Below are 18,105 nucleotides of genomic sequence, written 5' to 3' on the forward strand. Positions count from 1 at the left end.
CGGCCGGTGGGGACTCCTCGCGCCGTTCCCCGCGCCCCTGGAGGGGTTCTTCGTCCGCCGGCCGGTGGGGACTCCTCGCGCCGTTCCCCGCGCCCTGGAGGGGTTCTTCGTCCGCCGGCCGGTGGGGACTCCTCGCGCCGTTCCCCGCGCCCCTGGAGGGGCTTGCGGCTTCGCCGCTGCCCCCCAGGGGCGCGGGATGCGCGGCCGTGAGATGGCGCACGCAGTGCGCATTTCAGGGGCGCGGGGAACTGCGCGACCAGCCACGACGAGAGCCGCACCCGCGCACAACGGCAACCCCCGCGGCGCGGCATCGCACCCGCGCACAACGGCAACCCCCGCGGCGCGGCATCGCACCCGCGCACAACGGCAACCCCCGCGGCACGGCATCGCACCCGCGCACAACAGCCACCCCCGCGGCGCGGCATCGCACCCTCACACCGCCCCCGCCGGTCCGCTGAGCCCACCGTTCCCCCCGGGAAACGATCGGGACGCCCCCGAGAAACACCCACCCCGCACGCTGCACAGCATGAATCGCGTCGTCGTCATCGGCACCGGCCTGGCCGGCACCCGCCTCGCCCGCCGTCTGGGCGAGCGCGCGGTGCTGATCGGGGAGGAGCCGCACGCCCCGTACAACCGGGTGCTGCTCGCCGAGGTCCTGGCGGGCAGTTACGGCCCCGACGTCATCGAACTGCCCGGCACCCCCGGCCCCCGGTTGCACACCCGCGCCGTCCGTATCGACCGCGCCCGGCGCCTGGTGCAGTGCGAGAGCGGCGCCGATGTGGCGTACGACACGCTGGTCCTGGCCACTGGATCGAACCCGGTACTGCCGCCGCTGCGCGGGCTGTTCGAGCCCGGTGCCACCGAACTGCCGGGCGGCGTGCACGCGTTCCGCACCATGGACGACTGCATGGCACTGTCGGACGCGGTGGCGGAGGGCACACGCGCCGTCGTCATCGGTGGCGGCCTGCTCGGCGTCTCGGCGGCCCGCGCCCTGGCCAGGCGTGGCGCCCAGGTGGTGCTCGTCCAGCAGTCCGAGCGGCTCATGGAACGCCAACTCGATCCGGCGTCATCGGAGTTGGTACACCGGCACCTGACCGCACTCGGCGTCGAGATCCACACGGAGTGCCGGGTGCGGGCCGTCGGCGTCCTCGGCGGACGCGTGACCCGTGTCGAACTCCACGACGGATATGTGCTCGGCACCGACGTCACCGTCCTCGCCTGCGGCGCCCGGCCCAGGACCGGGCTCGCGAGCGCGGCGGGTCTCGACGTGCGCCAAGGCATCGTCGTGGACGACGAGTTGCGCACCAGCGACCCGCACATCCACGCCGTCGGCGACTGCGCCCAGCACGGCGGCACGGTGTACGGGCTCGCCGCACCGGCCATGGAACAGGCCGATGCCCTCGCCGACCTGCTGACCGGGGCCACCGGGACGTACACCGGCACCCGCGCCCTGACCCGGCTCACGCTGCCGCACGAGGCGGGCCCTCTGGACCTCGCCGCGTTCGGCGAGACGGAGCCGCTGCCCGGTGACGACGTCGTCCAGCTCGCGGACGCGACGCGCGGCACGTACCGCAGGGTCGTGGTGCGCGGCGACCGGCTCGTCGGCGGGGTCCTGGTCGGCGCGCTCGGCGGCGTCGGCGCGCTCGCGCACGCCTGGGAATCGAACGAACCGCTGCCCGCCGACGACGGCGCGCCGCTGCTGCACCTGCTCACCAACGACGGAGGCCTCTGACATGGCGACCTCAACACCCACCCTCGTCCTCGTCGGCCACGGCATGGTCGGCCAGCGCTTCCTCGAAGCGGCGGCCGAGCGCGGTCTCACCGGGACGCACCGCGTGGTCGTCCTGTGCGAGGAGCCGCGGCCCGCCTACGACCGCGTCCACCTCACCTCGTACTTCTCGGGCACGACGCCCGAGGAACTCTCCATGACCGACCCGGAGTTCATCGAGAAGCACGGCATCGAGCTGCACCTCGGCGACCCCGCGGTGGAGATCGACCGGGCCACCCGCACCGTGCGCGCCCGGTCCGGACTCACCGTCACCTACGACGCGCTGGTGCTGGCCACGGGCTCGTACCCGTTCGTGCCGCCGGTCCCCGGCAAGGACACGACGGGCTGCTTCGTGTACCGCACGATCGACGACCTGTACGCGATCGAGGAGTACGCGAAGAAGAACGCGACGGTCGGCGCGGTGGTGGGCGGCGGGCTGCTCGGCCTGGAGGCCGCGGGCGCGCTCCAGGGCCTCGGACTGACCACGCACATCGTGGAGTTCGCGCCCCGGCTGATGCCCGTCCAGGTCGACGAGGGCGGCGGCGCGGCACTGCTGCGGACCATCACCGGCATGGGCCTCTCCGTCCACACCGGCGTCGGCACGCAGGAGATCCTGGCCGATCCGGAGCGCGGCGACGCCGTGCGCGGCATGAGACTGTCGGACGGCTCGGAGCTCGCGACCGACCTCGTCGTCTTCTCGGCGGGTGTCCGGCCGCGGGACCAACTCGCCCGCGACATGGGCCTGTCGGTGGGTGAGCGCGGCGGCATCGCCGTCGACGAGCAGTGCCGCACCAGCGACCCGGCGGTGTTCGCGATCGGCGAGTGCGCGCTCGCCGCCGACGGCCGGGTGTACGGGCTCGTGGCGCCCGGGTACGAGATGGCGGTGACGGCCGCCGCGGCCATCGAAGGGGATGAGACCGACGGTTTCACCGGCGCCGACCTGTCCACCAAGCTGAAGCTGCTCGGCGTGGACGTGGCGTCCTTCGGTGACGCGCACGGCGCGGCCGACGGCTGCCTCGACGTCGTCTACTCCGACTCGCGTTCGGGCACGTACAAGAAGCTGGTCATCGGCGGTGAGGGCGAGCTGCTCGGCGGCATTCTCGTCGGCGACGCGGAGGCGTACGGGACGCTGCGCGCGCTGACCGGTACCGTGCCGCCGCTCGCTCCCGAACAACTGGTGCTGCCTGCGGGTGCGGGCGCCCCGGCGCAGCTCGGCCCGGAGGCGCTGCCCGACTCGGCCGTCATCTGCTCCTGCCACAACGTCACCAAGGGCGAGATCTGCACGCACTCCTCGCTGCCGGAGGTGAAGAAGTGCACCAAGGCCGGTACTGGTTGCGGGAGTTGCGTCAAGCTCATCGGGCAGCTGCTGCCGAAGTCCGGTGACGACGGGCTGTGCGGCTGCTTCCAGCACACGCGCCAGGAGCTGTACGAGATCGTGCGCGTCAAGCGGATCACCACGTACGCGCGACTCCTTGACGAGCACGGCCGCCAGGAGGCGCGCGGCGGTGAGGGCTGCGAGGTCTGCAAGCCGACGGTCGGGTCGATCATCGCCTCGCTCGCCCCGTCGATCGGCGCGGACGGCTACGTCCTCCAGGGCGAGCAGTCGGCGCTGCAGGACACCAACGACCACTTCCTCGCCAACCTGCAGAAGAACGGCTCGTACTCGGTCGTGCCCAGGATCCCCGGCGGTGAGATCACTCCGGAGAAGCTGATCGTGATCGGCGAGGTCGCCCGGGACTTCGATCTGTACACCAAGATCACTGGTGGCCAGCGGATCGACCTGTTCGGCGCGCGGGTCGATCAACTCCCGATGATCTGGGCCCGGTTGGTCGACGCGGGCTTCGAGTCCGGGCACGCGTACGGCAAGTCGCTGCGCACCGTGAAGTCGTGCGTCGGGCAGACCTGGTGCCGGTACGGCGTGCAGGACTCGGTCCGCATGGCGATCGATCTGGAGCTGCGCTACCGCGGCCTGCGGGCGCCCCACAAGCTGAAGTCGGCGGTCTCCGGGTGCGCCCGCGAGTGCGCGGAGGCCCAGTCGAAGGACTTCGGCATCATCGCCACGGCCAACGGCTGGAACCTGTACGTGGGCGGCAACGGTGGCATGACGCCCCGTCACGCCGACCTGCTGGCACAGGATTTGAGCGATGCCGAGCTGATCCGGCTGATCGACCGGTTCCTGATGTTCTACATCCGCACCGGCGACCGCCTCGAACGCACCGCGGCCTGGCTGGACCGCATCGACGGCGGCCTTGAGCACGTACGGGACGTCGTCGTGCACGACTCGCTCGGCATCTGCGACGAGCTGGAGGCCCTGATGGCCGCCCACGTGGCGCACTACCGCGACGAGTGGTCCGAGACCCTCGACGACCCGGAGCGCCTGGCCCGCTTCGTCTCCTTCGTGAACGCCCCCGACACCCCGGACCCGACGGTCCGCTTCGTCGCGGAGCGCGACCAGATCAAGCCCGAACTGCCCCTGATCCCCCTGGAAGGACTGGCCATCCGATGACGATGACGGCGACCATGACCGCGACCGTGACCGAGACGACGCTCACTCCCGAGGAGACGACGCTCCTGGTCGAACTCGACCTGGACGGTGCCTGGTTCACCGTCTGCGACCTCGCCCTCCTCACTCCGGGGCGCGGGGTCGCGGCCCTCCTGCCGGACGGCCGGCAGGCGGCGGTCTTCCTCGACCGCTCGGGCAGCGTGTACGCGGTGGACAACACGGACCCGTTCACCGGAGCGGCAGTGCTCTCGCGCGGGTTGCTGGGTTCGGCGCTCGGGCGCCCGTTCGTGGCGTCTCCCCTGCTGAAGCAGCGCTTCGACCTGGAGACGGGGCGCTGCCTGGACGACGAGACGGCCACCGTCCGGGCGTACCCGGTGCGGACCGTCCAGGCCGCCTAGAGGTCCGGGCCACGTAATACTTGACCGCTCGTTCTGGATTGACGTAGATTCCCCGATGTGGCCAGGACCAAGGAATTCGATCCGGACGCCGCGCTGCAGGCAGCCCTCGAGCTGTTCCATCGGCGCGGCTACGAGGCGACCTCGATGGCGGACCTCGTCGAGCACCTCGGCATCGGGCGCGCCAGCATCTACGCGACGTTCGGCAACAAGCACGCGCTGTACCTGAAGGCGCTGGACCGCTACACCGACTCCACCGACCTGCACGTGCTCGCCGAACTGTCCGGCGGCGGACCTGCGCTGCCTGCGGTACGCGCCCTGGTACGCCGGTTCGCCGCCGAGGCGACCACCGACGACGAGCGCCTGCTCGGCTGCCTCGTCACGAACACCGCGGCAGAGCTCGGCCCGCACGACCCGCAGGCCGCCCGCCGGGTGGAGCGCAGTTGGGAGCAGATCGAGACCGTGCTGCACGGCGCACTCCTGCGCGCCCGCGCCCAGGGCGAACTGCCGGCCGACCGCGACCCGCGCGCGCTCGCCCGCCTCCTGCTGGTCCTCATGCAGGGCATCCGCGTCGTGGGCAAGGCCTCGCCGGACACCCGGCGCATCCAGGACGCGGCGGAGCAGGCGCTGGCCCTCCTGGACTGACCCGCGCATCCGCCGCCGCCCGGCGGATCTTTCGCGTATCTCGATATTGAACCGATCGGTCAAGAACACTCACACCAGGAGCCGTCATGTCTTCCGTTCCGTCCACGCCCCGCACGCGCTTCTCCGGCACGACCGCCCTTGTCACCGGCGCGGGTTCGGGTCTGGGGCGGGCCGTCGCGCTCGCCCTCGCCGCGGAGGGCGCGCGGGTGGTCGTCACGGGCCGCTCCCCCGCGCCGCTCGCCGAGACCGTCGCGCTCATCGAAGCGGCGGGCGGCACGGCCCTCGCCCACGTGGCGGACGTGTCCCGCGCCGATGAGGCAACAGCCGCCGTCCGTACGGCTGTTGACCGGTTCGGCTCGCTCGACGTCGCCGTGAACGCGGCCGGGGTACTGCGCGGCGCGGGCACCCCCGGCGGCGACCTGGCCCACGGCGACTGGCGGGCCCTGCTCGACACGAACGTCACCGGCGTCCTGTACTCGCTGCAGGCCGAGATCGCCCAGATGCGCGGCCAGGCCGGCGGCGGCGCCATCGTCAACGTCTCCTCGAACCTGGGGCCCCACAAGTCCGCCCGTGGCATGACCGGTTACGCCGTGTCGAAGGCGGCCGTCTCTGCGCTGACCCGCGGCGCCGCCCTGGACCACATCGCGGAGGGCGTCCGCATCAACGCGGTCAGCCCCGGCCCCATGGCCACCACCATGTCGCTGCGCTCGGGCGAGACCCCGGCCGAGCAGGCCGTACGCATGAAGGCCGAGTCCCCGCTCGGCCGCGTATCGACGACCGAGGAGGCCGCCGCCGCCGTGCTGTACCTGGCCTCCGCCGACGCGGCCTCGGTGGTCGGCGCGGATCTGGTGATCGACGGCGGGGCGGCTGTCTGAGCCGCCCACCACCCCGATGCAGCCGCCGCCCACACATCAGCGGATCGTCAAGGTGCGGGCCACCCAAGTCAGTGGCGCGTCAAAGGGGGCTGACGCGGCGGGGAGTCCGGCCTACGGTGCGCTGCATGGCACTCAATGTGACGGGGTCGGCCGAGGCCGCGCGGCCGGGGACGACCGACCGGAACTGGCCGCGGGAGCTACGGGCCGCGCTGCTCTGCGCCGGGCTGCTGTTCGCGCTCGTGGTCACCATCGACACGGCCCACTCCACCCTGACGCCTGCCCGCACCGCTTTGTGGACGGGCGTGTCCCTCCTCCTCTACGCCGTGCTGCACCCGCCGCGCGTGACGGCGGGCCCCGGCTGGCTCGCGGTGCGCGGCCTGGGCGGGCGGCGGCACGTCTGCACCGACCTGCTGGTGTCGGTACGGCGCGGGGAGGGCATCACGCCCCGGCTCGTCCTGCGGGACGCGCTCGGCACCCGCGTGGAAGTCGACCCCAGGATCCTCGTGGCGAACCCGCTGCTGTGGCACGGCCTGGAGACGGGCGCGGCGCGGGCGCGAGCCGGCGGGCTGCTGGTGACCGGCTCGGACGTGCTGCGGGAAGTGGGGGAACGGGTGGACAGGGCCGGCGCGCGGGGGATCTTCGAGGCATCGGGCCTCGGCACGACACCCCGTCCCGGCCGCCCACCCCGGCGTTGACCCCTCGCCCGCCTAGCCCCTCGCCCCCCTAGCCCCTCGCCCGCCTCAGCCCTTCAGGCCGCTGTACCCGACGCCGGTCAACTGTTCCGACGCGGCCCAAAGCCGCTCCCCCGCCACGTCGTTGAGCGTCCACGACGCCCGCCACGACCTGGCGGGCGCCCCGCGCCACATCAGCACGCGCGGCCCGTAGAAGTCGTCGGGGCGTACGTCGGGCGCGGTCGCCGCGTACAGCGTGGGCAGCGCCCCGTCCTCGGCAGGCTGCGCGAAGACCCGGTTGCCCACTTCCACGATGCGCTCGGCGCCCTTGCGTCCCTCCATCCGGACACCGCGCGTCTGCAACGACGTGGCGGCGTACCCGGGGTGGGCGGCGGCGACCACGAGATCCGCGCCGGCGGCGCCGATGCGCCGCGCCAGCTCGTGCACGAACAGCAGGTTCGCGGTCTTGGACCGGCCGTATGCCACCCAACGCCGGTATTTACGCTCGCTGTTGAGGTCGACGATGTCGATGTTGGAGAGGGCGTGCAGCCCACTGGAGACGGAGACGATACGGGCGCCGGGCGTACCGAGCAGGTTCGGCAGCAGCAGCCCGGTCAGCGCGAAGTGGCCGAGGTGGTTGACCCCGAACTGGGTCTCGAACCCGTCGGCGGTGCGCGCGTACGGCAGCGCCATGACCCCGGCGTTGTTGACGAGCAGATCGAGCGGCCGGTCGCCCCAGCCGACGGTGAATTTCCGTACGGAGTCGAGGTCCCCGAGGTCCAGGGCGCCGAACTCGACTTCGGCGTCCGGCACTTCGGTGTGCAGCCGGTCCAGCGCGGCGGTGCCCCGCTCCACGCTGCGGCAGGCGAGTACGACGTGGGCGCCCGCGCGGGCCAGCTCGCGCGCGGTGACGTAGCCGATGCCACTGTTGGCGCCGGTGACCACGGCCGTACGGCCGTTCAGGTCGGGGATGTCGCTGGCGTTCCAGCCGCTCATGGTGGGGCTCCCTGGTCGCGCGGTCGGTCTTCCCTGGTGTGCGGACGGTTACCCGACAGTAAAGTGGTAGCCCCCGTTCCGCTCAACCCCGCCTTGCGCCCCGCCTTGTGCGCCACCTCACGCCCCGCCTCATGCCGAGAGGGCGGCACCCCCCGCACAGGGGTGCCGCCCTCTCGTCCCGCGGACCGGAGCCGCCGCCGATCGGTGAGGGTCGGGGACCGACACCGGCTCCGGAGTCCATGGCCCTACCGGTGGTCGCTGCCCATCGAGGACGAGGCGGCGCGGCCCGCTTCCAGGCGGGCGACCGGGATGCGGAACGGCGAGCAGGAGACGTAGTCGAGGCCCACCTCGTGGAAGAAGTGCACCGACTCCGGGTCGCCGCCGTGCTCACCGCAGACGCCGAGCTTGAGGTCGGGGCGGGTGGCCCGGCCGGCCTCTGCGGCGCTGCGCACCAGGGAGCCCACGCCGTCCCGGTCGATCGTCTCGAACGGCGATACCCCGAAGATGCCCTTCTCCAGGTACGCCGTGAAGAACGAGGCCTCGACGTCGTCGCGGCTGAAGCCCCAGACGGTCTGCGTCAGGTCGTTCGTGCCGAAGGAGAAGAACTGGGCGGCCTCGGCGATCTGCCCGGCCGTGAGGGCGGCGCGGGGCAGCTCGATCATGGTGCCGATGGCAAGCTTCAGCTGGACGCCGGTCTGCTCCTGGACCTCGGCGATGACCCGGTCGGCCTCCTCGCGGACGATCTCCAGTTCCTGGACGGTGCCGACGAGCGGGATCATGATCTCACCGCGCGGGTCGCCCTTGGCGTTCTTGCGGGCGGCGGCGGCCTCGGCGATGGCGCGTACCTGCATCGCGAACAGGCCGGGGATGACGAGCCCGAGGCGCACACCGCGCAGGCCGAGCATCGGGTTCTGCTCGTGCAGCCGGTGCACGGCCTGGAGCAGCCGCAGATCGTTCTCGTTGTTGTCCTGACGGGACTCGGCGAGCGCGACGCGCACCGACAGCTCGGTGATGTCGGGCAGGAACTCGTGCAGCGGCGGGTCGAGCAGCCGGATGGTGACCGGCAGTCCGTCCATCGCCTCGAACAGCTCGACGAAGTCCTGCTTCTGGAGCGGCAGGAGCTGCTTGAGCGAGTCCTCGCGCTCGGTGTCCGTGTCGGCGAGGATCAGCTTCTCGACCATTTCGCGGCGCTCGCCGAGGAACATGTGCTCGGTGCGGCACAGGCCGATGCCCTGGGCGCCGAACCGCCGGGCACGCAGGGCGTCCTCGGCGTTGTCGGCGTTGGCCCGTACGCGCAGGCGGCGTACTCGGTCCGCGTAGGCCATGATCCGGTGCACGGCGCCGACCAGCTCGTCGGCGTCGTCGGCGCCGGCGTGCATGCGGCCCTCGAAGTACTCGACGACCGGGGACGGTACGACGGGCACCTCACCGAGGTACACCTTGCCGGTGGAGCCGTCGATGGAGATGACGTCGCCCTCCTCGACCACCACGTCGCCGACGGTGAGCCGCCGCCGCTTGGTGTCGACCCCGAGCTCCTCCGCGCCGCAGACACAGGTCTTGCCCATGCCGCGCGCCACGACGGCCGCGTGCGAGGTCTTGCCGCCGCGCGAGGTCAGGATGCCCTCGGCCGCGATCATGCCGTCGAGGTCGTCGGGGTTGGTCTCCCGGCGGACCAGGATGACCTTCTCGCCGGAGCGCGACCACTTGATCGCGGTGTACGTGTCGAAGACCGCCTTGCCGACGGCGGCACCCGGCGACGCGGCGATGCCGCGCCCCAGCTGCTCTACCTTCGCCTCTTCGTCGAATTTGGGAAACATCAACTGCGCGAGCTGTGCGCCGCTGACGCGCTGCAGGGCCTCGGCCTCGTCGATCAGGCCCTGGTCGACGAGCTGGGTCGCGATGCGAAAGGCGGCGCCCGCGGTCCGCTTGCCGACGCGGGTCTGCAGCATCCACAACTGGCCGCGCTCGATGGTGAATTCGATGTCGCAGAGATCCTTGTAGTGGTTCTCCAGGGTCTCCATGATCTGCATGAGCTGGTCGTACGACTTCTTGTCGATCTGCTCCAGCTCGGCGAGCGCCACCGTGTTGCGGATACCGGCGACGACGTCCTCGCCCTGCGCGTTCTGCAGGTAGTCGCCGTAGACGCCCTGGTGGCCCGAGGCCGGGTCGCGAGTGAAGGCGACGCCCGTGCCCGAGTCGGGGCCGAGGTTGCCGAAGACCATCGAGCACACGTTGACCGCGGTGCCGAGGTCGCCCGGGATGCGCTCCTGGCGGCGGTACAGCTTGGCACGGTCGGTGTTCCACGAGTCGAAGACCGCGTGGATGGCGAGATCCATCTGTTCGCGCGGGTCCTGCGGGAAGTCGCGCCCGGCCTCGGTCTTGACGATCTTCTTGAAGCGCGTGACGAGCTTCTTCAGGTCGGCCGCGTCCAGGTCGGTGTCGACCGTGACCTTCTTGGCGTGCTTGGCCTTCTCCAGCGCGTCCTCGAAGAGTTCGCCGTCGACGTCGAGAACGGTCTTGCCGAACATCTGGATGAGGCGGCGGTACGAGTCCCAGGCGAAGCGCTCGTCGCCCGCTTGCTTCGCGAGGCCCTGCACCGACTTGTCGGAGAGACCGATGTTGAGGACCGTGTCCATCATGCCGGGCATGGAGAACTTGGCGCCCGAACGGACCGACACCAGAAGGGGGTTGTCGGCCTGGCCGAGCTTCTTCCCCATCTTCTTCTCGAGGGCGTCGAGGTGGGCGCCGACCTCGTCACGCAGTGCCACCGGCTCCTCGCCGCTGTCGAGGTAGACCTTGCAGGCCTCGGTGGTGATGGTGAAGCCCGGAGGAACGGGAAGCCCCAGGTTGGTCATCTCGGCGAGGTTGGCACCCTTGCCGCCGAGAAGGTCCTTGAGGTCCTTGTTCCCCTCGGTGAAGTCATAGACGAACTTCGCGCCCTGAACACCTTGATCGCCTTGATCGGCTACCTGAGGATCTTTGTTTTCCGACACGGGTCTCGACTCCTCGAGGCTCGGTGGCTGCCCTGACGGCGAGGAACATACCCAGATCCAAGGCCCCTGGGTACGTCCACTTTGCCGTCATGCGGCCGTAACCACCCGTCCGCCAGGAGATCGAAAGTGACCGCCGGGTACCGGCAGGCTCCGCACCGCGTTCACTTCCCGAAGGGTCAACCCTCGTAGACCCCGGATATCGCTCACATGAGCAGCGCACGCTCTCATGTGCGTTCAAGTCATAAATGATCGCGCAGTGGCACTCAGTGCCACGGCTTGGAGAAGTGCAGTCAGCGAATTTCCGCTCATCTGAGCGTGACGGTGATCAGAGGTGGCGAGAATCACGCCGTTTGAACCGGGGTTCGGACGGCGGGATGTCACTATGCGGACGCCCTGCGGGGCTTGGCGGGGTGTCGTGGGGGCGCGGAGTCCTGAGCGGAAGGCCTTTCCGGCCAGATCTTTGACGATCTTCGGGGCGAAGCGTTTGCCGACCGCGGGCCGGTGGGGGCATATCGCGCAGTTCCTCGCGCCCCTGGGGGGGTTGTTCTGTGCCTGCGGGCCGGTGGGGGCTGGTCGCGCCGTTCCCCGCGCCCCTGAGGGGGTTGTTCTGTGCCTGCGGGCCGGTGGGGGCTGGTCGCGCCGTTCCCCGCGCCCCTGAGGGGGTTGTTCTGTGTCTGCGGGCCGGTGGGGGCTGGTCGCGCCGTTCCCCGCGCCCCTGAAATGCGCACTGCGTGCGCTATTTCATCGGGCGCGCTTGACGCGCTCATGGGGCTGCGGCGAAGCCGCATGCTCCAGGGGCGCGGGGAACTGCGCGAGAAGCCCCCACCGGCCCGCGGACGAAACACTCCCAGGGGCGCGGGGAACGGCGCGATCAGCTACGCCGGACCCGCGGGCACACGACGACCCAGGGGGCGCGGGGAACTGCGCGAGGAGTCCCCGCCGGGCCGCAGGCGAAGAACAACCCAGGGGCGCGGGGAACGGCGCGACCAGCCCCCACCGGCCCGCGGGCGAAGAGCGGGCGCAGCCGGGGCAGACCGACGATCAACCGCCGGAGGTGTCCAGCTCCGCGTCCTCGGAGAGCCCCGCGCAGTCGTACGGGTCGCGGAGCCAGCCGTCCGGCAGCACGACCCTGTTGTTGCCGGACGTGCGGCCCCGAGGGCCGTCCGCGCCGACGGGCCAGTCCTGGTCGAGGTCCAACTCGTCCAGCCCGCCGCGGAGTTCGGCCAGGGACGAGGTGATCGCAAGACGCTTGCGCATCTCGGAGCCGACCGCGAAACCCTTCAGATACCAGGCCACGTGCTTGCGGAAGTCGATGACGCCGCGGGCCTCGTCGCCGATCCACTCACCGAGGAGCGTGGCGTGCCGCACCATCGCGTCAGCCACGACCCGCAGCGTGGGACGGACCCGCTCGGGCCGCCCCTCGAACGCCGCGACCAGGTCGGCGAAGAGCCACGGACGGCCGAGGCAGCCCCGGCCCACGACGACACCGTCCACACCGGTCTCGCGGACCATGCGCAGCGCGTCGTCGGCCGACCAGATGTCGCCGTTGCCGAGCACGGGGATCTCCGGGACGTGCTCCTTGAGGCGGGCGATCGCGTCCCAGTCGGCCGTGCCGCCGTAGTGCTGGGCCGCCGTGCGCCCGTGCAGCGCGATCGCCGTCACGCCCTCCTCGACCGCGATCCGGCCGGCGTCGAGGAACGTGATGTGGTCGTCGTCGATGCCCTTGCGCATCTTCATCGTGACCGGGAGGTCACCCGCCCCGGTCACGGCCTCGCGCAGGATCGCGCGGAGCAGAGGCCGCTTGTACGGGAGCGCTGAGCCGCCGCCCTTGCGCGTGACCTTCGGGACGGGGCAGCCGAAGTTCAGGTCGATGTGGTCGGCGAGGCCCTCCTCCGCGATCATGCGGACGGCCTTGCCGACGGTCGCCGGGTCGACCCCGTACAACTGGATGGACCGCGGCTTCTCACTCTCGTCGAAGTGGATGAGCTGCATGGTCTTCTCGTTGCGCTCGACCAGCGCCCGCGTCGTGATCATCTCGCTGACGAAGAGCCCCTTGCCGCCGGAGAATTCGCGGCACAGGGTGCGGAACGGCGCGTTCGTGATGCCCGCCATGGGTGCGAGGACCACGGGCGGGACGACGGTGTGCGGTCCGACGGTGAGGGGCGGGGTCGTAGCGGTCATGCCCCCATTGTCCCGTACGCCGAACGGGGGGTGCGCACGGACCGCGGCTCCGCGGAACACACAGGTCAGCGCGGTGCGGCCGCGAGCCGCTCCAGGCGCTCCTCGGTCTCGTCGTCCGCGGGGACGTACGTGACGACGCGGTACGCGCCGCTCTCCGGCGCCAGCCACATGTGGCGGTGCTCCAGACGCAGCAGGCCGATCTCCGGGTCCACGTGCTCGTACCGCTTGACGTGGGAGACCATCGGCGCGACCTCGCGCCGCTCCCACAGTTCGCGGAACTCCGACGACGCCGTGAGGAGTTCGTCGACGGTCGCCTTCCAGGCGGGCTCGGCGAGATGCTCGGCCATCGCCTTGCGGTACTTGGCGATCAGCTCGGGCAGCATCACGTCGCGGTCCAGGAGCCGCACGCGCCAGCGGTCGCTCATGAACATCATCCACAGGGCGTTGCGGTGCGCCGGTTCGAGTTCGGCGGGGTCGCCGAAGACATCGGCGTAGGCCTGGTTGTGCGCGAGAATGTCGTACCGGGCGTTCTTCACCTCGGCCGGGTAGGGCTCCAGGCGCCGCAGCATGCGCAGGACGGTGGGAGTGACGGCCGGGCACACGGTCTCGGCGCGCGGGTCGGTCGCCCCGGCGAGGGCGAAGGCGTGGGCGCGCTCGGTGGGGTCCATGAGCAGCGCGCGGGCGATGGCGTCCAGGACGCCGGCCGAGACGTTCATGGCGCGGCCCTGCTCCAGCCACGTGTACCAGGTGATACCGACCGAGGCGAGGTGCGCGACCTCCTCGCGACGCAGGCCCGGGGTGCGGCGGCGGGCGGTGCCGGGCAGGCCGACCTGGTCCGGGGTGATGCGCTCGCGGCGGCTGCGCAGGAACGCGGCCAGCTCGGCGCGGCGCAACTCGGCGCCGGAGGAACCGGTGGCGGCCCCGGTCCTCGTCGCGGTCGCCGCAGTCGTCGCAGTCGTCGCAGTGGCCATGCCACCAGGATGCCTCCGCGCTCATCCTGTTGCCAGGTAGTGCCTGTAACACGATAAGGAGACTCTGGTACCCGTCTGAGCGGTGGACGACGCTGGGGGCATGACCTCACGTGCCCGCCCCCTCACCGATACGGCTACCGTCGAAAACATGCCCGACGCACCACACACCCTGACCCACCGGCGCCGCATGCTCGTCCTGGCGATCTGCTGCATGAGCCTGCTGATCGTCAGCCTCGACAACACCGTCCTGAACGTCGCCCTGCCCTCCATGGCGAAGGACTTCGACGCCACGCTCTCGGGCATGCAGTGGACGATCGACGCGTACACGCTGGTCCTCGCCGCGCTGCTGATGCTGGCCGGCTCGACCGCCGACCGGATCGGGCGGCGCAAGGTCTTCACGATCGGGCTCATCGTGTTCACGGCCGCCTCGGTGGCCTGCTCGCTCGCGCCGAGCCTGGAAACCCTCGTGGCGTTCCGGATGGTGCAGGCCGTGGGCGGCTCGATGCTCAACCCGGTGGCGATGTCGATCATCACGAACACGTTCACCGACCCGCGTGAGCGGGCTCGCGCCATCGGTGTGTGGGGCGGTGTCGTCGGTATCTCGATGGCCGCGGGCCCCCTGGTGGGCGGCGTGCTCGTGGACTCGGTCGGCTGGCGCTCGATCTTCTGGATCAATCTCCCTGTCGGCCTCGCCGCGCTCCTGCTCACCATCCGCTACGTTCCCGAGTCCCGCGCCCCCAAGGCCCGCCGCCCCGATCCGGTCGGCCAGGCCCTGGTCATCGCGCTGCTCGGCGCACTGACGTACGCGATCATCGAGGCGCCCTCGGCGGGGTGGACGTCCGCGCGGATCATCGCCTGCACGGTGGTCGCCTTCGCCGCGCTCATCGGGCTCCTGCTGTACGAGCCGCGCCGCCGGGAGCCCCTGATCGACCTGCGCTTCTTCCGCTCGGCACCGTTCAGCGGGGCCACGCTCATCGCGGTCTGCGGGTTCGCCGCGCTCGGCGGCTTCCTGTTCCTGTCCACGCTCTACCTCCAGGACGTACGCGGCCTGGACGCCCTGCACGCGGGCCTGTGGATGCTGCCGATGGCGGCGATGACGCTGATCTGCGCGCCGCTGTCCGGGCGGCTCGTCGGCAACCGGGGACCGCGCCTGCCGCTGCTCGTCGCGGGCGTGATGATGACGGTGAGCGGCGTCCTGTTCGCGGCGTTCGACGCCGAGACGTCGAACGTCACGCTGTTCATCGGCTACGTCCTGTTCGGCATCGGCTTCGGCTTCGTCAACGCGCCCATCACGAACACCGCCGTCTCCGGGATGCCCCGCGCGCAGGCCGGTGTCGCGGCGGCCGTCGCCTCGACCAGCCGGCAGATCGGGCAGACCCTCGGCGTCGCCGTCATCGGCGCGGTCCTCGCGTCGGGCGTCGCCGGATCCTCGTACGCCCACGCCTTCGTCGGTGCCAGCAGGGCCTGCTGGTGGATCATCGCCGGGTGCGGTCTCGCGGTGCTGGTCCTCGGCGCGCTGACCAGCGGGCACTGGGCGCGGGAGACGGCGCGGCGGACGGCCGAGCGTCTGGAGGAGCCCGAGGACGCGGCGGCCGCACGGGCGGCCGCCGGGTCATGAGACCGGCAGGACCTCCTGGGTGACGAGCTCCTGGAGCCGGTCGAGCCGGTCGCGGCTCGCGTCGTCCGCCGCGGTGTACGTCAGCAGGCGCGCCCCGCTGTCCCGGCCCAGCCACAGGTCGGTGTGCACGACGCGGACCAGGCCCACGTACGGGTTGCGGAAGTGCTTGACGTTGCTGGACTGCGAGCGCACCACCTCATGGCGCTCCCAGACCTCCCGGAACTCGGCGGACTCGTCAAGGAGCCGCTTCAGGACCAGCTTCCAGGCGGGCTCGGCGAGATGGTCGGCCATGCCCGCGCGGAACTTGGCGGCCATGACGCGCAGCACCTCGTCGAGGTGGACGATCGCGGAGCGCCACTCCTCGTGCGTGAACGCGAGGAGCATCATGTTGCGGTCCTCGGGCGGGATCGCGTCCAGGTCGCAGAGCAGCCGCCCGTACGTGCGGTTGTAGGCGAGGATGTCGTAGCGGCTGTTCTGCACGCAGGCCGGCATCGGCTCCAACTGGGCCAGCATCTCCCGCAGTTCGGGGGTGAGCGTCGGGCAGCTCGCCGCCGGCGTCGGATCGATCGCGCCGGCCAGGCCGAACAGGTGGGCGCGTTCGCTCGCGTCGAGCCGCAGGGTGCGGGCCAGCGCGTCGAGGACCTGCGCCGAGACCTGGATGTCGCGGCCCTGCTCCAGCCACGTGTACCAGGTGACGCCGACCGCCGACAGCTGCGCGACCTCCTCGCGGCGCAGGCCCGGGGTGCGGCGGCGCCGGCCGCGCGGCAGGCCCACCTCCTCGGGCGCGATGCGCTCCCGGCGGCTGCGCAGGAACCCGGCCAGCTCGTGCCGCCGGATCTCGGTGGGTCGGGCATCCTGCGCCATGGTGGTCATTCCTCCAGCCTGCACCCGCCCCCGCAGCCGCGGCCATCCTGTTTACAGGTAGAGGTTCTACCAGGATAAGGAGACTCTGGTACCCGCCTGAGCGGCGGCGGACGCTCGATCCATGACCACCCACACGCAGTCCCCGCCGGTCGCGCCACCCACGGCGGCGCCCGGTATCTCGCTCAGCGGTCCGGGTCTGTTCACCGTGCTGCTCGGCGCGGCCCTGCCCCTCATCGACTTCTTCATCGTGAACGTCGCCCTGCCCACCATCGACCGCGACCTGTCCGCGAGCGAGCCGGTCCTGGAACTGATCATCGCCGGGTACGGCATCGCGTACGCCGTCCTGCTGGTCCTCGGCGGCCGGCTCGGCGATCTGCTCGGCCGCCGCCGCCTCTTCATCGGCGGCATGGCCGCGTTCGGCCTCACCTCGCTCGCCTGCGGTCTGGCCCCGACGGCCTGGACGCTGGTGGTGGCGCGGGTCGCCCAGGGGGCCGCGGCGGCCGCGATGCTGCCGCAGGTGCTCGCCACGATCCAGGCCACAACGAGCGGACCCCGCCGGGCCAAGGCCATGAGCATGTACGGGGCGACGGCGGGCCTGTCGATGGTGACGGGGCAGGTCCTGGGCGGCGTGCTCGTCTCGGCGGACCTGTTCGGCACGGGCTGGCGCTCGGTGTTCCTGGTGAACGTGCCGGTGGTCGTCCTGGCCCTCGTCCTCACGGTCCGGGCGGTCCCCGAGACCCGCTCGGCGCGCCCCGAACCGGTCGACGTGCCCGGCACGGTCCTGCTCACCCTCGCCCTGGTCACCCTGCTCGCACCGCTGACCGAGGGCCGGGCCGCGGGCTGGCCGCTGTGGACGTGGCTGTCACTGGCGGCGTCCCCGGTTCTCTCGTACGCCTTCTACGTGGTGGAGCGCCGGGCGGACCGGGCGGGCGGCTCGCCGCTGATCCCGCCGTCCCTCTTCCGACTTCTCTCCCTGCGCCGGGGGCTGGTGATGGTGCTGCCGTTCTCCATCGGCTTCAGCGGCTTCATGTTCGTGATCGCGGTCGCACTGCAGCAGGGCGAACGGCTCAGCGCGACCGCGGCGGGCCTGGCCCTCGCCCCGATGGCGGCGGTCTTCTTCGCGGCGTCGCTCGCCGGGCCGCGCCTGGTGGCCCGCTGGGGCACGCGCGTCGTCACCGCGGGTGGTCTGCTGCAGGGGGCCGGGGTGGCTCTGATCGCGCTGACCGCTTGGCGGACCTGGCCGGATCTCGGGGCGCTCCAGCTGCTGCCGGGCGCGGCTCTCGCGGGCGCGGGCCAGGCGCTCCAGCTCCCCATCCTTTTCCGGATCATCCTCTCCGAGGTGCCTGCGGCGCGGGCGGGAGTCGGCAGCGGCGTGATGACGACGATCCAGCAGGCGGCCCTGGCCCTGGGGGTGGCCACCCTCGGCACGCTCTTCCTCTCCCTGGCTCCCACTTGGGGCATGCGCGACGCCCTGGTGACGACCCTGCTGGTGCAGCTCGGGGCGGTGGCCCTGACGGTGGGGCTGAGTCTGCGACTGCCGCGGGCGGTGCTCTGACGGATGACAGGTGGCGGATGGATGACAGGCGACGCATGACAGGTGACGATGGCAGGTGACAAGTGACAGA

At 71.6% G+C, this 18,105-nt stretch carries 13 protein-coding genes; 8 read left to right on the forward strand and 5 right to left on the reverse strand.

Features of this window, described 5'->3' with window-relative positions; all coding sequences use genetic code 11:
- Nucleotides 1-517: 517 nt before the first annotated feature.
- From ACIREE_RS35470 to ACIREE_RS35495, 6 genes are all read left to right on the forward strand, one after another.
- Nucleotides 518-1,732: an NAD(P)/FAD-dependent oxidoreductase gene (locus ACIREE_RS35470; RefSeq protein WP_404162188.1), complete on the forward strand. Its 1,215-nt coding sequence runs from the start codon at nucleotides 518-520 to the stop codon at nucleotides 1,730-1,732.
- A 1-nt stretch (nucleotide 1,733) separates the two neighbouring features.
- Nucleotides 1,734-4,274, forward strand: coding sequence for a nitrite reductase large subunit NirB (gene nirB, locus ACIREE_RS35475; RefSeq protein ID WP_404161822.1), 2,541 nt, complete (start codon nucleotides 1,734-1,736; stop codon nucleotides 4,272-4,274).
- Nucleotides 4,271-4,669, forward strand: a complete 399-nt coding sequence (gene nirD, locus ACIREE_RS35480; RefSeq protein WP_404161825.1) for a nitrite reductase small subunit NirD — start codon at nucleotides 4,271-4,273, stop codon at nucleotides 4,667-4,669. Before nirB ends, nirD begins: the two co-directional genes overlap by 4 nt.
- A 57-nt stretch (nucleotides 4,670-4,726) precedes the next feature.
- Complete coding sequence (locus ACIREE_RS35485) at nucleotides 4,727-5,311, forward strand: TetR/AcrR family transcriptional regulator (protein WP_404161828.1); 585 nt, start codon at nucleotides 4,727-4,729, stop codon at nucleotides 5,309-5,311.
- An 86-nt stretch (nucleotides 5,312-5,397) separates the two neighbouring features.
- Nucleotides 5,398-6,186 carry an SDR family NAD(P)-dependent oxidoreductase gene (locus ACIREE_RS35490; RefSeq protein ID WP_404161831.1) on the forward strand — a complete coding sequence of 263 codons (789 nt, stop codon included), beginning with the start codon at nucleotides 5,398-5,400 and terminating at the stop codon, nucleotides 6,184-6,186.
- A gap of 125 nt (nucleotides 6,187-6,311) precedes the next feature.
- On the forward strand, nucleotides 6,312-6,881 hold the full coding sequence (locus ACIREE_RS35495; protein ID WP_404161834.1) for a hypothetical protein: 570 nt from the start codon (nucleotides 6,312-6,314) through the stop codon (nucleotides 6,879-6,881).
- Between the two features lie 45 nt (nucleotides 6,882-6,926).
- Here ACIREE_RS35495 and ACIREE_RS35500 read toward each other — a convergent pair whose 3' ends face one another.
- From ACIREE_RS35500 to ACIREE_RS35515, 4 genes are all read right to left on the reverse strand, one after another.
- Nucleotides 6,927-7,853, reverse strand: a complete 927-nt coding sequence (locus tag ACIREE_RS35500; protein WP_404161837.1) for an oxidoreductase — start codon at nucleotides 7,851-7,853, stop codon at nucleotides 6,927-6,929.
- A gap of 245 nt (nucleotides 7,854-8,098) precedes the next feature.
- A complete protein-coding gene (ppdK, locus tag ACIREE_RS35505) occupies nucleotides 8,099-10,846 on the reverse strand; it encodes a pyruvate, phosphate dikinase (protein WP_404161840.1) in 2,748 nt (915 codons plus the stop codon).
- A gap of 1,041 nt (nucleotides 10,847-11,887) precedes the next feature.
- A complete protein-coding gene (gene dusB / locus ACIREE_RS35510) occupies nucleotides 11,888-13,027 on the reverse strand; it encodes a tRNA dihydrouridine synthase DusB (RefSeq protein WP_404161843.1) in 1,140 nt (379 codons plus the stop codon).
- A 65-nt stretch (nucleotides 13,028-13,092) separates the two neighbouring features.
- The gene (locus tag ACIREE_RS35515; RefSeq protein WP_404161846.1) at nucleotides 13,093-13,998 is read right to left on the reverse strand and encodes a helix-turn-helix transcriptional regulator; all 906 of its coding nucleotides are present in this window, start codon (nucleotides 13,996-13,998) and stop codon (nucleotides 13,093-13,095) included.
- A 148-nt stretch (nucleotides 13,999-14,146) separates the two neighbouring features.
- Between ACIREE_RS35515 and ACIREE_RS35520 the strand changes: the two genes are divergently transcribed.
- Nucleotides 14,147-15,616: an MFS transporter gene (locus ACIREE_RS35520; RefSeq protein WP_404161849.1), complete on the forward strand. Its 1,470-nt coding sequence runs from the start codon at nucleotides 14,147-14,149 to the stop codon at nucleotides 15,614-15,616.
- Here ACIREE_RS35520 and ACIREE_RS35525 read toward each other — a convergent pair.
- Complete coding sequence (locus ACIREE_RS35525; protein ID WP_404161851.1) at nucleotides 15,611-16,489, reverse strand: helix-turn-helix transcriptional regulator; 879 nt, start codon at nucleotides 16,487-16,489, stop codon at nucleotides 15,611-15,613. The genes ACIREE_RS35520 and ACIREE_RS35525 overlap by 6 nt on opposite strands.
- A 112-nt stretch (nucleotides 16,490-16,601) precedes the next feature.
- Between ACIREE_RS35525 and ACIREE_RS35530 the strand changes: the two genes are divergently transcribed.
- Complete coding sequence (locus ACIREE_RS35530; protein WP_404161854.1) at nucleotides 16,602-18,035, forward strand: MFS transporter; 1,434 nt, start codon at nucleotides 16,602-16,604, stop codon at nucleotides 18,033-18,035.
- The last annotated feature ends 70 nt before the right edge of the window (nucleotides 18,036-18,105 follow it).

The sequence above is a fragment of the Streptomyces sp. NPDC102467 genome (assembly GCF_044765445.1).
In the GTDB taxonomy this organism is placed as follows: domain Bacteria; phylum Actinomycetota; class Actinomycetes; order Streptomycetales; family Streptomycetaceae; genus Streptomyces.